Genomic DNA, 18,153 nt, shown 5'->3' on the forward strand with positions numbered 1-18,153 from the left:
GGGCTTAACCACCTTGCGGGCGAGGGCGGGCAAGGCCCTCAGGCGCGGCTGAGCGAGCCGCGGCGAAACAGGCTGCGCCTGATACGGGTCAATCCCGGTTTCGGCCTGTGCGGCTCGTCCAGGCTTGCCAGCACCAGTTCCAGCACCCGCTCCGCCACCTCACGATGACGCTGCGCCACCGCCAGCACCGGACACTCCAGGAAATCCAGCAGTTCATTATCGCCGAAAGTGGCGATCGCCAAATCGGGCGGCAGCCTGCCGCTACGCTTTAATGTCACGTCCATCACGCCCTGCAGCAGGGAAAACGACGTGGTAAAAATCGCCTGCGGCATGTCATGGCTCTCCAGATACTGGCTGAACAACGCCGCCGAAGACGAGCGCTCATAACTATTGGCATACAGGAAATCAGGCTGCCTGGCGTCGCCTTCCCATCCGCGCCTGAAGCCCTGCTCGCGCAGGAAACTCACCGACAGCTCGGGCAAAGCGCCTAAATACAAAACCGACGCGCCGTGAAAACTGCGCAGTTCCCGCGACAACATTTCCGCATCATCCTGATCCGCGCCCACCACGCTGATAAAATGATCGGGATCAAGCGCGCGATCGAGGGCGATAATAGGAAAAGGATCGGTGGCCCAGCGCTGGTAAAATGGATGTTCCGGCGGCAAGGCCGTGGAAACGATAATGGCGTCCACCTGCCGTTGCAGCAGATGTTCAATGCAGCGCATTTCATTATCCGGCTGATCCTCGGAACAGGCGATCAGCAACTGATAGCCGCGCTGGCGCGCCTGGCGCTCCAGATAGTTGGCGATGCGGGTATAGCTGGTATTCTCCAGATCGGGTATCACCAGGCCGATGGAACGCGTCCTCCCTGCCCTGAGACCGGCGGCAACCGCGTTGGGATGGTAGTTATGTTCCCGAACCACCGCCATCACCTTTTCCACGGTTTTATCGCTAACGCGGTATTGTTTCGCTTTACCGTTGATCACATAACTGGCGGTTGTGCGCGAAACGCCTGCCAGGCGCGCGATTTCATCCAGTTTCACAGAGACTCCTTTGCGCTGAAAGATTTAACAGTGACCCAATATATCCATATTCTCATCGGGGTATATCATTATGCTACAACTTTTATCAGCATAAAACGCCAAGAAGCGAATAGACGCGCGAGTAAGGCGGGGAAATGGCGGTACACAAAGCATAAACCGTTTTGTTCAAGGAAGAGCGTGCCAACACCAAACGTAAAGCAGACGTGTTCAAGGAAATGCGTGCCAAGGGGGTCGAATCGGGCGTGCTTTTCCCCCCCGACCGAGTGCCCCATGGTGCGCTAGGCCCGCCAACGCCGAACTTAAAGCAGACGTGTTCAAGGGAGAGCGTGCCAATGGGGTCGAATCGGGCGTGGTGTGCCCGCCCGACCGAGGCCCCATGGCAGGCTATGCCCGCCATCACCGATGCCGCATAAAACCTGTTAAAGGGAGAGCATGCCGATGGGGTTGAATCGGGCGTGGTGTGCCCGCCCGACCGAGGCCCCATGGCAGGCTATGCCCGCCATCACCGATGCCGCATAAAACCTGTTAAAGGGAGAGCATGCCGATGGGGTTGAATCGGGCGTGGTTTTCCCGCCCGACCGAGGCCCCATGGCAGGCTATGCCCGCCATCACCGATGCCGCATAAAACCTGTTAAAGGGAGAGCATGCCGATGGGGTTGAATCGGGCGTGGTGTGCCCACCCGACCGGGGCCCCATGGCAGGCTATGCCCGCCATCACCGATGCCGCATAAAACCTGTTAAAGGGAGAGCATGCCGATGGGGTTGAATCGGGCGTGGTGTTCCCGCCCGACCGAGGCCCCATGGCAGGCTATGCCCGCCATCACCGATGCCGCATAAAACCTGTTAAAGGGAGAGCGCCCCTACGACTCGATGCTCAGCGCATCACCTTATCGCCGCGCGCCAGCCCGACGATCCCTGACCGGGCCACTTCGACGATACTGCCCACGTCGCGAATAGTGGACAAAAAAGCATCCAGCTTATCGCTGGTCCCCGCCAGTTGAACGGTATACAGCGACGAGGTCACATCCACGATCTGCCCGCGGAAAATATCGGCGCAGCGCTTCACTTCCTCGCGCGCGCCGCCCTCGGCCTGCACCTTCACCAACATGATTTCCCGCTCGACATGAGTACCCTGCCCTTGCCCAAGCTCGCTCACGCGCAGCACATCCACCAGCTTATGCAGCTGTTTCTCGATTTGCTCCAGCACCTTGGCGTCGCCCATGGTCTGGATGGTCATGCGCGACAACGTGGGATCGTCGGTCGGCGCCACGGTCAGGCTCTCGATATTGTAACCGCGCTGGGCAAACAACCCGATCACCCGCGATAACGCGCCCGACTCGTTTTCCAGCAATACTGATAAAATCCGGCGCATGATCAGGTCCTCTCCGTTTTGCTTAACCACATTTCGTCCATGCCGCCGCCCCGAATCTGCATGGGATAGACATGTTCCGTACCGTCAACCATCACATCCACGAACACCAGACGATTCTTTTGCGCCAGCGCCTGGGCCAGCTTGCTTTCCAGCTCATCCGGCGACTGGATGGATATGCCCACATGGCCGTAGGCTTCCGCCAGCTTGACGAAATCCGGCAGCGATTCCATATAGGACTGGGAATGACGGCCGGAATAGATCATATCCTGCCACTGCTTCACCATACCCAGATAACGATTGTTCAGACTCACCACCACCACCGGCAGATCATATTGCAGCGCCGTGGACAGCTCCTGAATATTCATCTGGATACTCCCGTCGCCGGTAATACAAATCACCGTTTCGTCGGGCAGCGCCAACTTCACGCCAAGCGCGGCGGGCAACCCGAAGCCCATGGTGCCCAGGCCGCCGGAGTTAATCCAGTGGCGCGGCTGGTCAAATTGATAATAGAGCGCGGCGAACATCTGATGCTGGCCGACATCCGAAGTCACATACGCCTTGCCGCCGGTCAGGCGGAACAAGGTTTCGATCACCGCCTGCGGCTTGATCTTGCCGCTGCGGTGATCGTAGTCCAGGCAATGGCGGGCGCGCCACTGTTCGATATCCTGCCACCAGTCGCGCAACGCGTCGAACTGCTGCGTATTCTCGCCCTGCTCCAACTGATCCAGCATTTGCACCAGCACCTGGCGGGCGTCGCCGACGATGGGCACGTCCGCCGTAACGGTTTTGGAAATCGAGGCCGGATCGATATCGATATGCAGCACCGTGGCATCCGGACAGTATTTTAATAAATTATTCGTGGTGCGATCGTCAAAACGCACCCCGACTGCAAAAATCACATCGGCGCGATGCATCGCCATATTGGCTTCATAAGTGCCGTGCATCCCCAGCATGCCCAGGCTCTGGCGATGCGTACCCGGGAAACTGCCCAATCCCATCAAAGAACTGGTCACCGGTATATTGAGTTTTTCGGCCAGCAGACGCAGCTCCTGATGGCAACCGGCGGTTATCGCCCCGCCGCCGGTATAGATAACCGGACGCTCGGCGGCCAGCAGGGTTTGCAGCGCGCGGCGTATTTGCCCTTTATGGCCCTGTACCGTCGGATTATAGGAACGCAGCGATACCGAGTCCGGGTAAAGATAGGGAAATTTATTGGCCGGATTAACGATATCCTTGGGCACGTCAATCACCACCGGGCCGGGACGGCCGGTGGCGGCAAGGTAAAAGGCTTTTTTCAGGATGCCGGGGATATCTTCGGTTTTCTTCACCAAAAAGCTGTGTTTCACCACCGGGCGGGAAATCCCTACCATATCGCATTCCTGAAAAGCGTCGAAACCGATAAGCGAACTGGCCACCTGGCCGGAAATCACCACCAGGGGAATGGAATCCATATAGGCGGTGGCAATGCCGGTCACGGCATTGGTGGCGCCCGGGCCGGAGGTCACCAGCACCACGCCCACCTTGCCGGTGGCGCGCGCATAGCCGTCGGCCATATGCACCGCGCCCTGCTCGTGACGCACCAGGATATGATCGATCCCGCCTACCGTATGCAGCGCATCGTAGATGTCCAGCACGGCCCCGCCGGGATAACCGAATATATGCTTCACGCCCTGGTCGATTAACGATCGGACGACCATCTCGGCTCCTGACAACATCTCCATGGGTTTGCCTCCAGGCTTACGTAGGTTCTTCGCAGCAGCAACAGGCCGCTGTCGCTTGGCACAGGGATGGGAAAAGCTGCCCCTGAAATATTTTTGTTATTAATTTATGACCGGTAACGATAACGCCAGATGATAAGGCAGGCAAATAGCAATAATCAGCACCGCGGCGGCGCTAATAATTTTTACGCTACCGTTCTCGAGATTGACGCTATAAAACACTGCTTTTAACGCGGCACAAAACCCACCGCGCTGCTGGACGGGATAATTACAGCATCTTAACATTTGCATGGATTAACCGCGAAATGCGCGCGGTGATAAGCATTGCGTATGAATGGTTGACACCCGCCAATGATTCCTGTACCAATAAATACAATGACTCATTCATGAACTGGGACGCCGCTCTAACATGTTCGCTTCTTTCCGTCTACTAGGCCTACTACTACTCGCACTGTCGATGCGCGGTACGCTGGTACACGGAGTTCAGAGCTGACTCATACGTCCCAGATAAAGAACCCGCGCATGGCGCGGGTTTTTTTTTGCCCGCGCAACGTGCCCAGAAACCGCGTCCAAAAACGAAGATAGGATTAATCATGAGCCAACAAGTTATAATTTTTGATACCACGCTGCGCGACGGTGAACAAGCATTGCAGGCCAGCCTGAGTGTGAAAGAGAAACTGCAAATCGCCCTGGCTCTGGAAAGAATGGGCATCGATGTAATGGAAGTGGGTTTCCCGGTGTCCTCTCCCGGCGACTTTGAGTCGGTCCAGACCATTGCCCGTCAAATCAAGAACAGCCGGGTTTGCGGCCTGGCCCGCTGCGTGGAAAAAGATATCGATGTGGCCGCCGAAGCCTTGCGCGTCGCCGAGGCGTTCCGCATCCATGTGTTCCTGGCGACCTCCACGCTGCATATTGAATCCAAGCTCAAGCGCAGCTTCGAACAGGTGATGGAGATGGCGGTGCAGTCGGTCAAACGCGCGCGCAACTACACCGACGATGTGGAATTCTCTTGCGAAGACGCCGGCAGGACCCCGATCGATAACCTGTGCCGTATCGTCGAAGCGGCGATTAACGCCGGCGCCCGCACCATCAATATTCCCGATACCGTCGGCTACACCACCCCGGTGCAGTTCGGCGGCATCATCACCTCCCTGTATGAACGCGTGCCCAATATTGATAAAGCCATTATCTCGGTGCATTGCCACGACGATCTGGGCATGGCGACCGGCAATTCCATCGCCGCGGTGCAGGCCGGCGCCCGGCAGGTCGAAGGCACCCTGAACGGCATCGGCGAGCGCGCCGGCAACACCGCGCTGGAAGAAGTGATCATGGCGATTAAAGTGCGCGCCGATATCCTGGGCGTGCACACCAATATCAATCATCAGGAAATCTACCGTACCAGCCAGATTGTCAGCCAGCTGTGCAATATGCCCATCCCGGCCAACAAGGCGGTGGTGGGGTCCAACGCCTTTGCCCACTCCTCCGGCATCCATCAGGACGGCGTGCTGAAGAACCGCCAGAACTACGAAATCATGACGCCGGAAACCATCGGTCTGAAGGAAGTGCAGTTAAACCTGACCTCGCGTTCCGGCCGGGCGGCGGTGAAGCATCGCATGCAGGAAATGGGCTACCAGGAACAGGATTATAATCTGGACGAACTGTATGCCGCCTTCGTCAAGCTGGCGGACAAAAAAGGCCAGGTATTCGATTACGACCTGGAGGCGCTGGCGTTTATCAGCAAGCAGCAGGAAGAACCCGAACATTTCCGCCTGGACTATTTCAGCGTCCAGTCCGGCTCCAACGATATGGCCACGGCGTCGGTTAAGCTGGTGTGCGGCGAGGAAACCAAATCCGAAGCGGCAACCGGCAATGGTCCGGTGGACGCGGTCTACCAGGCGCTGAACCGGATCACCGACTATCCCATCACGCTGCAGAAATATCAGCTGACCGCAAAAGGCCACGGCCGCGACGCGCTGGGCCAGGTGGATATCGTGGTGGATTATCACGGCCGCCGCTTCCACGGGGTCGGCCTGACCACCGATATCATCGAATCCTCGGCCAAGGCAATGATACACGTGATGAACAATATCTGGCGCGCGCGGCAGGTCGAAATCGAACTGCAGCGTCTGCAAGGGCAAAACAATAAACGGGATTACCAGGAAACGGTGTGAACATGAGCAAGACATATCATATAGCGGTTTTGCCGGGCGACGGCATTGGCCCTGAAGTCATGGCGCAGGCCTACAAAATTTTAACCGCCGTGCGCCAGCATTTTGACGTACGCATCACTACCAGCGAATACGACGTCGGCGGCGCCGCCATCGATCGCCACGGCAGTCCGCTGCCCGCCGCCACGGTCAACGGCTGCGAGCAGGCCGACGCCATTTTGTTCGGCTCGGTGGGCGGCCCGAAATGGGAACACTTGCCGCCGGCCCAGCAGCCCGAGCGCGGCGCGCTGTTGCCGCTGCGTAAACACTTCAAACTGTTCAGCAACCTGCGTCCGGCGCGGCTGTATCCGGGTCTGGAGGATTTCTGTCCGCTGCGCGCCGATATCGCCGCCCGCGGGTTTGATATCCTGTGCGTACGCGAGCTGACCGGCGGCATCTATTTCGGCCAGCCGAAAGGCAGGGAAGGCAGCGGCATGCATGAACGCGCGTTCGATACCGAGGTCTATCACCGCTTTGAAATCGAGCGCATCGCCCGCATCGCCTTTGAATCCGCCCGCAAGCGCCGCGGCAAAGTGACCTCGATCGATAAAGCCAACGTGCTGCAAAGCTCGATTATGTGGCGTGAAATCGTCACTGAAATCGCCCAGGATTATCCGGACGTGGCGTTGGCGCATTTATATATCGATAACGCCACCATGCAGTTAATCAAGGACCCGTCCCAGTTTGACGTGCTGCTGTGCTCCAATCTGTTTGGCGATATCCTGTCCGATGAATGCGCCATGATCACCGGCTCGATGGGCATGCTGCCCTCCGCCAGCCTCAATGAACAAGGCTTCGGTCTCTACGAGCCCGCGGGCGGTTCGGCGCCGGATATCGCCGGCAAGAACCTGGCCAACCCGGTGGCGCAAATCCTGTCCACCGCGCTGTTGCTGCGCTACAGCCTGGGCCTGGATGAAGCCGCCGCCGCCGTTGAGCGGGCGGTCAACCAGGCGCTGGAAGCCGGACACCGTACCGCCGATCTGGCAGGCAGCGGCGCCGCGGTCGGCACCGATGAGATGGGCAGTATTATCGCCGGTTATATTACCCAGGGGGCATGAAGAGTATGGGCAAGTCGTTATATCAAAAATTATATGATGCGCACGTCGTCTACGAAGCGCCGGAAGAAACGCCTTTATTGTATATCGATCGTCACCTGGTGCATGAGGTGACGTCGCCGCAGGCGTTCGACGGCCTGCGCGCCATGGGCCGTCCCGTGCGCCAGCCGTCAAAAACCTTTGCCACCATGGACCATAATGTCTCCACCCAAACCAGGGACATTAACGCCAGCGGCGAGATGGCCCGTATCCAGATGCAGGAACTGATAAAAAACTGCGCGGAATTCGGCGTCCAGCTGTATGACCTGAACCATCCCTACCAGGGCATCGTACATGTGATCGGTCCCGAGCAGGGCATGACGCTGCCGGGCATGACCATCGTCTGCGGCGATTCCCATACCGCCACCCACGGCGCCTTCGGCGCGCTGGCCTTCGGCATCGGCACCTCGGAAGTGGAGCACGTGCTGGCCACCCAGACCCTGAAACAGGGCCGGGCCAAGACCATGAAGATTGAAGTTACCGGCCGCGCCGCCCCCGGCATTACTGCCAAGGATATCGTGCTGGCGGTCATCGGTAAAACCGGCTCCGCCGGCGGTACCGGCCATGTGGTGGAATTCTGCGGCGAGGCGATCACCTCCCTGAGCATGGAAGGCCGCATGACGCTGTGCAATATGGCGATAGAAATGGGCGCCAAGGCCGGTCTGGTGGCGCCGGACGACACGACTTACGCCTATCTGCAGGGCCGCCAGTTCGCGCCGAAAAGCGATAACTGGCTGCAGGCGGTCGCCTACTGGAATACCCTGAAGTCCGACGACGACGCGGTCTTCGATAGCGTGGTCACCCTGCGCGCCGACGATATCGCTCCGCAGGTCACCTGGGGTACCAATCCGGGTCAGGTGATTGCCATTAACCAGATAATCCCGTCGCCCGACTCGTTCAGCGATCCGGCGGAACGCAACTCCGCCGCCAAAGCGCTGGCTTATATGGATTTGCAGCCCGGCATCCGCCTGACCGACGTGGCTATCGATAAAGTGTTTATCGGTTCCTGCACCAACTCGCGCATCGAGGATTTACGCGCGGCCGCCGCCGTAGCCAAGGGGCGCCGCGTCGCCACCGGCGTACAGGCCATCGTGGTGCCGGGTTCCGGACCGGTCAAGGCCCAGGCGGAAGCCGAAGGCCTGGACAAAATCTTTTTGGACGCCGGCTTTGAATGGCGTTTACCCGGCTGCTCCATGTGCCTGGCCATGAATAACGATCGTCTTAACCCAGGCGAGCGTTGCGCATCCACCAGCAATCGTAATTTCGAAGGGCGCCAGGGTCGCGGCGGCAGAACTCATCTGGTCAGTCCGGCCATGGCGGCGGCGGCGGCGGTTACCGGTCATTTTGCCGACATTCGCGAATTGAATTAAGGAGACAGTTTTATGGCAAAATTTACCCAACATACCGGGCTGGTGGCGCCGTTGGATGCCGCTAACGTGGATACCGACGCCATTATTCCGAAACAGTTTTTACAAAAGGTCACCCGCACCGGTTTCGGCCAACATCTGTTTAACGACTGGCGTTTTCTCGACGACGCCGGCAAGGTGCCCAATCCCGACTTTGTACTGAATAAACCGCGCTATCGCGGCGCCAGCATTTTACTGGCGCGGGAAAACTTCGGCTGCGGCTCGTCGCGTGAACATGCGCCTTGGGCGTTGGCCGATTACGGCTTTCAGGCGATCATCGCGCCAAGCTTTGCCGATATTTTTTACGGCAACAGCTTTAACAGCCAACTGCTGCCCATTACGTTGTCGCCGCAGCAGGTGGATGAACTGTTCCTCCTGGTCGCGGCCAATGAAGGCATCACCTTCACGGTGGATTTGGAACACCAGCGGGTCATTGCCGGCGAGAAGAGCTATCCGTTCGAGATCGATGCGTTTCGCAAGCATTGCATGATCAACGGGCTGGACAGTATCGGACTGACGTTGCAGCATGAAGGCGCGATTGCGGATTATGAGGCGAGCCAGCCGGCGTTTTTGCACTAAGTGTCGATTGCTGGCGACGGCGTGGGTACGCTGGGAGCAGGTTTCTCTTGCCGCTAGCAGCGGCGTTCCCTGTTGCCTGGTGCAGGCAAGCGACAAGAGGGATGCTAGCCCATCCCTCTTGTCTCCCGGGCTTCCGGCAGATCGTGCGCCGCTGCGCGGTCCCTGGCGTCACAATATCCCTTCTTATGGACCGCACGGGACGCGCTCCCGGCGCGACCCTTAGCTTTCGCCGCTCCCGGCGGCTCATCCAGCCGGGCATTGTGCCGCCAGCGCACTTTATGCCGGTACAACGTCAAAACCAACGTCTGTAATTAAAAAGTCTTTATTTGAACGCCGGGAATTTGTATGCCGGTAACTTAAATGCCGGGAATTTATACGCCGGTAACTTAAATGCCTGGAATGTGAACGCCGGTGATAAGGGGAGCGGCCCTTTGGCCGGCATTGAGCGCGCTGACGGAGCCGGTTCCACCGGCACGAGCCGCTGGACGCGGCGAGAGGCCCGTTCGCGCCGGGAGCGCGTACGGGCCGGTGCGAAAAGGTGGATCCGGCGCAGGAAGGTACCGCTTGCGGCGCGCGATCTGCCGGGAGCGCGGGGTCAAGGGGATGGCGCGACTGCCATCCCCTTGTCGCTTGCCAGTGCCCGGCTCAACATATAAAACCAAACTTACGGCAAGCGAAAATACCGCAGGACTTTTATATCACCCCCCGCCACGAGACATCACATCCACTCCCGGTATTCCTGCTCGGACAGTGAATCCGTATGCCATTGGGTTACCTGTAACAACAGCGCCATGCGCTGTCCGCTGCGGCCCCTGTCGGGACGGATCACGCCGCGCCCGCAGATGGCGATAAAATAATGCTGATAAAACCGGCGCAAATTGGCTATTTTCATCGTTACAATCCCTATTCTGCCCTTTCGACACGACCAGTATCGGCTTAAGATACCGGAAGAAAAACAGATGACTTTTTAAGGAGTGTTCCTCTTTTATGTCCTCGCCACGCCTGCAGCAACAATTTATCCGCCTGTGGCAAAGCTGCCAGGGCAAGACACAGGAAACCACCCTGAACGAACTGGCGCAGGCGCTGAGCTGTACGCGCCGGCATGTGCGTACGCTGCTGAAAACCATGCAGGAAATGGGCTGGCTGCAGTGGCAGGCGACAGCCGGGCGCGGCAAGCGCTCGCAGCTGACCTTTCACTATACCGGCCTGGCGTTGCAACAGCAGCGGGCGGAGGATCTGCTGGAGCAGGATCGCATCGAGCAGTTGGTCCAACTGGTGGGCGATAAGGACAGGGTACGCCAGATGCTGCTTTCCCATCTGGGCCGCAGCTTCCGCCAGGGCAAGCACATATTGCGGGTACTGTATTATCGCCCGCTGCTGAACCTGCTGCCCGGCAGTCCTTTGCGGCGTTCTGAGAACCACATCGTGCGGCAGATTTTCAGCGGCCTGACCAAAATAAATGAGGAAAATGGGGAACTGGAAGCGGACCTCGCCCATCATTGGCAGCAAATTTCGCCGTTGTTATGGCGCTTTTACCTGCGTCCGGCGATCCATTTTCATCATGGGCGGGAACTGACGCCGCAGGATGTGTGCAGCTCGCTGCTGCGCCTGCGGGGAAATCCGCTGTTTTGCCATATAAAAGCTGTCTCGTCCGCCATCCCCAATACCGTTGATGTCGCCCTGACCGCCGCGGACGACTGGCTGCCCTGGCTATTGGGCAGCGTGCCGGCCATGATTTTGCCGCAGGAATGGGAGACGATGCCGGACTTCGTCCGCCGTCCCGTCGGCACCGGACCCTATGCGGTGATCGACAACCGGGAAAGCTTATTGAAGATTCGCGCCTTTGATGATTATTTCGGCTATCGCGCACTGATTGATGAAGTGAATATCTGGATCTTGCCGGAACTCACCGCCGAGCTGAGCTATTCCGGCGTCCAGCTCCAGGCGGATAACAGCACCCCGGGTCAATTGGAAACCCGGCTGGAGGAAGGCTGCTATTTCCTGCTGTTTGATGCCCGTTCGCCGCTGATGCAAAACGATGATACCCGCCGCTGGCTGAGTGAAAATATCGATCCCATCGCCATGCTGACCGAGGCGGGATCGGCCTACCAGCATTACTGGTCGCCGGCCTACGGTATCCTGCCGCGCTGGCGCCATAGCCGGGTCGCGCAACCGCGGCCAAGGCCCGCGGAGCTGCGCAGCATCACCCTGACGGTTTATCGCGCCCATTCGGAATTCGATGATCTTTGCCGCGCGCTCGGTGCGGTGCTGGCCCGGCAGGACATCGCGCTGGTGATCAATACCGTGGATTATGCCGCCTGGCATAACGGTGAGGCCGAGAGCGATTTATGGCTCGGCAGCGCTAATTTTTACCTGCCGCTGGATTATTCCCTGTTCGCCAGCTTTTACGAGATGCCGCTGATGCATCATTGCCTGCCGGCCGACCTTAGAGACGCGCTGGAGAAATGGCGCGGCAAGGGCCTGTCCATGGCGCAATGGTGCCAATCGCTTATCACCGGCCATCGCCTGCACCCGCTGTTCCATCATTGGCTGATTCTACAGGGCCAGCGCAGCATGCGCGGGGTCAGGATGAATACGCTGGGATGGTTTGATTTCAAATCCGCCTGGTTCGCCCCGCCGGACCCGCAAGACACATAAGACACGTAAGACACGTAAGACAGGCTGTTAAGCCAGGGATAAAACCATTACACTTGCATTTGTTCTCAACGGGGTGCGAAGCGTCCGGCATAGCGTTAGCCGGCGCGCAAGCTGAGAGTATACCCGTCGAACCTGATCCGGCTAATACCGGCGAAGGGATTTGAGAGTGCGTCCCGCTGCCGCCTCAAACGCCTTTGCCGCCTTTTTTTTTCCAGGAGCGCAAAGTGTTGAAAAAATGGTTACCCTGCCTGCTATTGCTCGCCGCCGCCCCGGCGTTGGCAAAACCCGTCCTGACGGTTTATACCTATGATTCCTTTGCCTCCGAATGGGGCCCGGGGCCGGCGATAAAAACCGCCTTTGAAAAAGACTGTGGCTGCGAGCTGAAATATGTCGTGCAGGAAGATGGCGTCGCCCTGCTCAACCGTCTGCGCATCGAAGGCAAGAACAGCGACGCGGATGTGGTGCTGGGCCTGGATAACAACCTGCTTAAGCCCGCGCAGGATACGCATCTCTTTACGGCGCATAACGTCGATACCGCTCATCTGACCTTGCCGCAGGCGTGGCATGATCCCACCTTCCTGCCTTTTGATTACGGGTATTTTGCGTTTGTCTATGACAAGAACAAGCTGAAAAATCCGCCCAAAAGCCTGCATGAGCTGATAGACGGGCCGCAGGCGCTGAAAATCATTTACGAAGATCCGCGCACCAGTACCCCGGGACTGGGCTTATTGCTCTGGGTGCAGCAGGTATATGGCGATAAAGCGCCCCAGGCCTGGCAACGGCTGGCGAAAAAAACCGTTACCGTGCCCAAGGGCTGGAGCGAAGCCTATGGCTTATTCCTGAAAGGAGAAGCGGACATGGTGCTCAGCTATACCACGTCGCCGGCCTATCATATCAACGAGGAAAAGAAGGATAACTATGCGGCGGCGACCTTCAGCGAAGGCCACTATCTCCAGGTCGAGGTGGCCGGACAATTAGCCGCCAGTAAAAATCCGCAGCTGGCGCAGCAGTTTATGCGTTTTGTCGTTTCCCCGGCTTTCCAGCAGACCATTCCCACCGGCAACTGGATGTATCCGGTGATCAAAACCGCGCTGCCGGCCGGCTTTGACGTATTGCCGGCCAAGACGTTGAATTTCAGCGCGGATGACGTGGCGGCCAAACGCGGCGCGTGGACCCAGGATTGGTTGCGTTCCGTCAGCCAATGATGCCTGGCCGATGATACCGCGCTGGTTATGGCCGGGACTGCTGGCCGCGCTGATGCTGACGGCCGTGGCCCTGACGGCGGTCGGCGCCTTGTGGCTGAACGCGCCGACGCTCCAATGGCGCGACGTGCTGTCGGACAGCTATCTGTGGCATGTCCTGCGTTTTACCTTTTGGCAGGCGCTGCTGTCGGCGCTGCTATCGGTGCTGCCCGCCGTTTTTTTGGCGCGGGCGCTTTACCGCCGGCGGTTTCCGGGACGCCTGCTGTTGCTGCGCTTTTGCGCCATGACGCTGGTGCTGCCGGTGCTGGTGGCCGTGTTCGGCATCCTGAGCGTGTATGGTCGCCACGGCTGGCTGGCGCAGCTATGCCTCTGGCTGCATATTCCCTACGGTTTTTCACCCTACGGCCTGCGGGGGATCCTGCTGGCCCATGTATTTTTTAACCTGCCGTTGGCCACCCGCCTGTTGTTGCAGGCGCTGGAAGGCATTCCGGTGGAGCAGCGCCAGCTGGCCGCGCAGCTGGACATGGCGGGCTGGCATTTCTTCCGCATTCTTGAGTGGCCTTATCTGCGCCGTCAACTGCTGCCTGCGGCGGCGCTGATATTTATGCTGTGTTTCGCCAGTTTTGCCACGGTGCTGTCGCTGGGCGGCGGACCGCGGGCGACCACCATTGAGCTGGCGATTTACCAGGCCTTAAGCTATGACTACGATCCCGGCCGCGCGGCGCTGCTGGCCCTGGTGCAAATGATCTGTTGCCTGGGGCTGGTCTTGTCCAGCCAACGGCTGACCCGCGCGTTTCCCGTCGGCGCGACGCATTTTTCCCAGTGGCGCAATCCCGGCGATAATCTGGCGCGCCGTTTTACCGACGCGCTGGTTATTGTCCTGGCGCTGGTGCTGCTGGCGCCGCCCCTGCTGGCCGTGGTGGCCGGCGGTGTCAATACGGGCATGGCGCGGGTCCTGTCGCAGCCGGCGCTGTGGTCGGCATTGCTGACGTCGCTGCGCATTGCCCTGGGCGCAGGCCTGCTGTGCGTGGCGCTAACGCTGATGCTGCTATGGAGCAGCCGCGAGCTGAGGCTGCGTCAACGTCCCTGGTCCGCGCAACTGCTCGATCTTAGCGGCATGCTGATCCTGGCGATGCCGGGCATTGTGCTGGCCACCGGTTTCTTCCTGATCGCCACCCATACCCTGGGATTGCCCCGTTCCCCCTATGCATTGGTCATACTGACCAATGCGCTGATGGCCATTCCCTACGCCCTGAAAATTCTGGAAACGCCGATGCTGGACCTGGCGGAAAGGTATAATCGTTTATGCCTGTCCCTGGATATGCGCGGCCTGACGCGGCTACATTGGGTGGAATGGCGCGCGCTGCGCCAGCCGATTGGCCGCGCCATGGCATTCGCCTCTATCCTGTCGCTGGGTGATTTTGGCGTGGTAGCGTTGTTCGGCAATGAACATTTCCGGACCCTGCCGCTCTATCTTTACCAGCAAATCGGCGCTTATCGCAGCGAGGACGGGGCCGTTACCGCGCTGTTCCTATTGGCGCTGTGCTTTTTACTATTTACGCTAATCGAGAAACTCACGGGGCTGCATGATAAGACTGGATAAAGCGACCTATCTTTACCAACATTTGCCGATGCGTTTTGACCTGCGGCTGGCGGCGGGAGAAAAGGTCGCCGTCCTGGGCCCCAGCGGCGCCGGCAAAAGCACCCTGCTCAACCTGATAGCCGGTTTTCTGCCCCTGCACAGCGGCAGCCTGTGGTTAAACGGCCAGGATCACAGTGCCACCCCGCCCGCCCGGCGCCCCGTCTCCATGCTGTTCCAGGAGCATAACCTGTTCGCTCACCTGACGGTGGCGGAAAACATCGGCCTTGGGCTGCATCCGGGGTTGGCGTTGACTCCGGCGCAACGGGAAGCGTTAAATGCGGTGGCGGCACAGGTAGGGCTGGAGAAACTGCTGGACCGCCTGCCGGGGCAACTGTCCGGCGGGCAACGGCAGCGGGCGGCCCTGGCGCGTTGTCTGGTGCGCGACCGCCCCATCCTGCTGCTTGATGAGCCGTTTTCCGCGCTCGACCCCGCCTTGCGTGTCGATATGCTGCAACGGGTGGACGACGTGTGCGCCAGCCGCGGCCTGACCCTGTTAATGGTATCGCACAACCTGGATGACGCCGTGCGCATCGCGCCGCGCACCCTGCTGATTGTCGATGGCCGCATTTATTACGACGGCCCGACCGCGCGCCTGGCGAGCGGCGAAGCCGGCGAAGCCGCCGTCCTGGGTATTGCGCCGCACGCGCCGGACCCGCGCCCGCGGTTGACCGGAGAGGATTAACATCACCGATGCCCGGCGCCGCATAATGACGCGATGGCTTCGCGTGCTGGAATAAGATCGCGGCAAATAGCCAAAAATAGCATTCTTGAGCCGATTCACATTTTGCCAAATAAATTGTTACTAATATGAGATAGAATTAAATGCCGCCTGGAAATGCCGCAGAGCATCCATTGGTAAGGGCTTATTGTTGCACCCCAGTGGTTACAGGCATCGGCAGTAATAGCATTTTAATTATGTTGTACTAATGAACGTATTTGTAAACAGCTTATCGTCAATGCTGGGGAAACTCATATATAAAATAATCAAGATACGGCAGAAAAGCGTCATGCGTTTTCGCATGCCGCCTGGCAATGCCCGCAATTTACGAGTAGTGATTTTTATCGCCAGCGTTTCAGCCCGCCTATAAGGGAGTTGGGATGCTGGCCTTTCACGCCAAAAAGCCGCCATCCGGCCCCATCCCGGTATCACCCCACTGAATACCCCGCGCACAACATCATGATTATATTGTCAAACATATTACACCACCCCCCATTACGTTTTACAACCACTGCTGTTACGTCCCTCCGCGGCGGAAGAAAAACCGGCCTGCGCTTTAGCTGGTCGCCGTTTTTTCGCCACACATAAGCTTTTTTTTATTATTATCCATGTTTTTTTCTTTGAATTTAATGAAAAATAAGAAATTACGTATAAATAGCATTTTAAAGTTAAGATAATTTAACATTAGAATAAATATTGACTTGCTTCACACTATTATTTGAGAATGTTGTTTGATTTATTGCAATTAGAGTTTATATTAAATAAAAATCATATATAAAAATCACTTATTAAACATCCACTTCGATTATTGTATATTGAGTACAATCTGCATTAAGTTTTAAAGAATCTTATTTAACACAGCTGAATTTAACTTTACGCGACAGTAGGTCATGCACCCTGCGCAAGAAGGGACAATAGTGACTGTCATCTTTTTCTCATTAAAAATTTATGCAAACCATTAATTTAAACATCAGGAGAAACTGAATCACCGCGGCAGCAATGCCTTTGTGCAAATTTTACTTCTTATCAGACCAAACATCATAAATGACGGGATGAATCGTCAACCGTCAAATACGATTTTATTATCGGGGGTTAACTATAATGAGTGACAAAATTCTTAAAAAAATTGACTTCTTTGCCCAGCAGGGCGTCAAATACACTAACATCGTGTTTCAACTTAAACGAAACAATGCCGGCACGTATTACTTTTCAGAAGCGCAAAAAATTGAGCACGAGCTCAAATTTAACTTTGAAACCATGGGAGTTTCCCCTTTATTTGACATATCCGGCAGCCCTCGTGATGATGCGGCCAAAGAAATGAATAAAACATTTGGCTTGGATCGCTATTTCAAAATCAAATTTTTTAATGAGAATGTCAACGCTGTTGAATATATTAATGAAATACTTCACGCCATTGCGCTATTCAGCTCAGTCGAGACGGTTTATCCCACTACCGAACCCGTATCGCTACGGGGCGCAAGAAGTTATAACGCTCTTCACACCGAGCAACCCACCCTTGATGATGAGCCCAAAACGCTTAACGGCGTGGAAAATTATAACTTCGTCCCTTTACAATATTATCTTTGGCCTGCCCGGCATTGTTTCAATAGCTTCAGGCTCGGCGGTGTCGACGGCACCGCCGGTCTAAGTTACGCCGGGGGCAGGGGCGAAAATGTCACCATCATTACCAACGAGCCTGATGCCTGGTTCACCGGTCATAATAACCTTCCTCCGGAGCGCGCTATTGTCGAAGGCGCCGTCACCGTCGGCTGCGACAATACCGCGTCCGTGGGTGTGATGGCGGGGCTGGAGCTGGGGTATGGCATTATGGGGATCGCCAGCCGGGCGAAGGTGGGTTATGCCGCCCGGGGCCTGCAATATCTCTATAACCTTTATCACCGTCTTAAGGCGGGAGACGTTATCCAAATAGGTATGCAGCATCAAGGAGGAAATAGATCTTATTATAATCAGGAATGTTATCTTCCGGTCGAATTTGAACCTGCCTGGTTTGATATGATCTCCGCGTTAACATCCAAAGGTATCCACGTTATTGAGGCGGCGGGGAATGGCGCGATTAATTTAGACCATCCGATACTTAACGGCAAATTCAATCGTCATCAAAGGGATTCAGGCGCTATTATTGTCGGAGCCCTCGACCCAAGGACGGGGCTAAGGGCCGCCTACAGTAATTTTGGTTCGCGCATAGACAGTTCGAGCTGGGGTGATTTTGTGGTAACGACCTCATACGGTTATGCCACGCTGCTCAATAAAACCAATGCCTGGTACATCAATAATTTTTCCGGCAATTCGCCGGCCAATCCCATCGTGGCGGGTGTGGCGGCATGCCTGTCAAGTATTGCCATCGCCAATAAAAAAAACCTTACCGCCCCGCAGTTCCGTGAATTACTCACCAGTACCGGAACGGTGCTGGCGGAGAATTTTTCCTCGATTATAGGAACGCAGCCGGATTTAGGTAAGGCGATATATACCTTATTCTCCAAATACTGAAGCCGT

The 18,153-nt window shown here is 57.1% G+C and carries 13 protein-coding genes and 1 riboswitch; of the genes, 9 read left to right on the forward strand and 4 right to left on the reverse strand.

Annotated features, from left to right (window positions below; genetic code table 11):
* Nucleotides 1–38: 38 nt before the first annotated feature.
* The 3 genes from cra to ilvI form a co-directional block, all read right to left on the reverse strand.
* A complete protein-coding gene (cra, locus tag ACL2XM_RS17010) occupies nt 39–1,043 on the reverse strand; it encodes a catabolite repressor/activator (protein WP_410016424.1) in 1,005 nt (334 codons plus the stop codon).
* 874 nt (nt 1,044–1,917) lie between these two features.
* The gene (gene ilvN, locus ACL2XM_RS17015; RefSeq protein WP_410016426.1) at nt 1,918–2,415 is read right to left on the reverse strand and encodes an acetolactate synthase small subunit; all 498 of its coding nucleotides are present in this window, start codon (nt 2,413–2,415) and stop codon (nt 1,918–1,920) included.
* Nucleotides 2,416–2,417: 2 nt separating this feature from the next.
* Nucleotides 2,418–4,136 (reverse strand): acetolactate synthase 3 large subunit, encoded by a 1,719-nt coding sequence (ilvI, locus tag ACL2XM_RS17020; protein WP_413727151.1) that lies wholly within the window; start codon nt 4,134–4,136, stop codon nt 2,418–2,420.
* Nucleotides 4,137–4,726: 590 nt separating this feature from the next.
* Between ilvI and leuA the strand changes: the two genes are divergently transcribed.
* From leuA to leuD, 4 genes are read left to right on the forward strand one after another with little or no spacing between them, the layout of a single operon-like run.
* Nucleotides 4,727–6,304 carry a 2-isopropylmalate synthase gene (leuA, locus tag ACL2XM_RS17025; protein ID WP_410016428.1) on the forward strand — a complete coding sequence of 526 codons (1,578 nt, stop codon included), beginning with the start codon at nt 4,727–4,729 and terminating at the stop codon, nt 6,302–6,304.
* 2 nt (nt 6,305–6,306) lie between these two features.
* Nucleotides 6,307–7,398 carry a 3-isopropylmalate dehydrogenase gene (leuB, locus tag ACL2XM_RS17030; RefSeq protein ID WP_413730932.1) on the forward strand — a complete coding sequence of 364 codons (1,092 nt, stop codon included), beginning with the start codon at nt 6,307–6,309 and terminating at the stop codon, nt 7,396–7,398.
* Between the two features lie 5 nt (nt 7,399–7,403).
* Nucleotides 7,404–8,804, forward strand: coding sequence for a 3-isopropylmalate dehydratase large subunit (gene leuC, locus ACL2XM_RS17035; protein ID WP_413722137.1), 1,401 nt, complete (start codon nt 7,404–7,406; stop codon nt 8,802–8,804).
* A 12-nt stretch (nt 8,805–8,816) separates the two neighbouring features.
* Nucleotides 8,817–9,419, forward strand: coding sequence for a 3-isopropylmalate dehydratase small subunit (gene leuD, locus ACL2XM_RS17040; RefSeq protein ID WP_410016431.1), 603 nt, complete (start codon nt 8,817–8,819; stop codon nt 9,417–9,419).
* Between the two features lie 718 nt (nt 9,420–10,137).
* On the opposite strand, the gene sgrT is transcribed toward leuD, so the two are convergent.
* The gene (gene sgrT, locus ACL2XM_RS17045; protein WP_413727152.1) at nt 10,138–10,311 is read right to left on the reverse strand and encodes a glucose uptake inhibitor SgrT; all 174 of its coding nucleotides are present in this window, start codon (nt 10,309–10,311) and stop codon (nt 10,138–10,140) included.
* Nucleotides 10,312–10,406: 95 nt separating this feature from the next.
* On the opposite strand from sgrT, the gene sgrR reads away from it, so the two are divergent.
* The 5 genes from sgrR to ACL2XM_RS17070 all read left to right on the forward strand — a co-directional run bounded on the left by sgrR (nt 10,407) and on the right by ACL2XM_RS17070 (nt 18,147).
* On the forward strand, nt 10,407–12,077 hold the full coding sequence (gene sgrR / locus ACL2XM_RS17050) for an HTH-type transcriptional regulator SgrR (protein ID WP_413731280.1): 1,671 nt from the start codon (nt 10,407–10,409) through the stop codon (nt 12,075–12,077).
* Between the two features lie 59 nt (nt 12,078–12,136).
* Nucleotides 12,137–12,254: riboswitch (TPP riboswitch) on the forward strand.
* A 47-nt stretch (nt 12,255–12,301) separates the two neighbouring features.
* The gene (thiB, locus tag ACL2XM_RS17055) at nt 12,302–13,282 is read left to right on the forward strand and encodes a thiamine ABC transporter substrate binding subunit (RefSeq protein ID WP_413730934.1); all 981 of its coding nucleotides are present in this window, start codon (nt 12,302–12,304) and stop codon (nt 13,280–13,282) included.
* A gap of 10 nt (nt 13,283–13,292) precedes the next feature.
* Nucleotides 13,293–14,882 (forward strand): thiamine/thiamine pyrophosphate ABC transporter permease ThiP, encoded by a 1,590-nt coding sequence (thiP, locus tag ACL2XM_RS17060; protein WP_413731281.1) that lies wholly within the window; start codon nt 13,293–13,295, stop codon nt 14,880–14,882.
* Complete coding sequence (thiQ, locus tag ACL2XM_RS17065) at nt 14,866–15,603, forward strand: thiamine ABC transporter ATP-binding protein ThiQ (protein WP_413731282.1); 738 nt, start codon at nt 14,866–14,868, stop codon at nt 15,601–15,603. The genes thiP and thiQ overlap by 17 nt, the downstream gene beginning before the upstream one ends.
* Before the next feature lie 1,137 nt (nt 15,604–16,740).
* A complete protein-coding gene (locus ACL2XM_RS17070) occupies nt 16,741–18,147 on the forward strand; it encodes a S8 family serine peptidase (RefSeq protein WP_413731283.1) in 1,407 nt (468 codons plus the stop codon).
* Nucleotides 18,148–18,153: the final 6 nt, after the last annotated feature.

The organism is Sodalis sp. RH20 (assembly GCF_047324205.1).
In the GTDB taxonomy this organism is placed as follows: Bacteria; Pseudomonadota; Gammaproteobacteria; order Enterobacterales; family Enterobacteriaceae; genus Acerihabitans.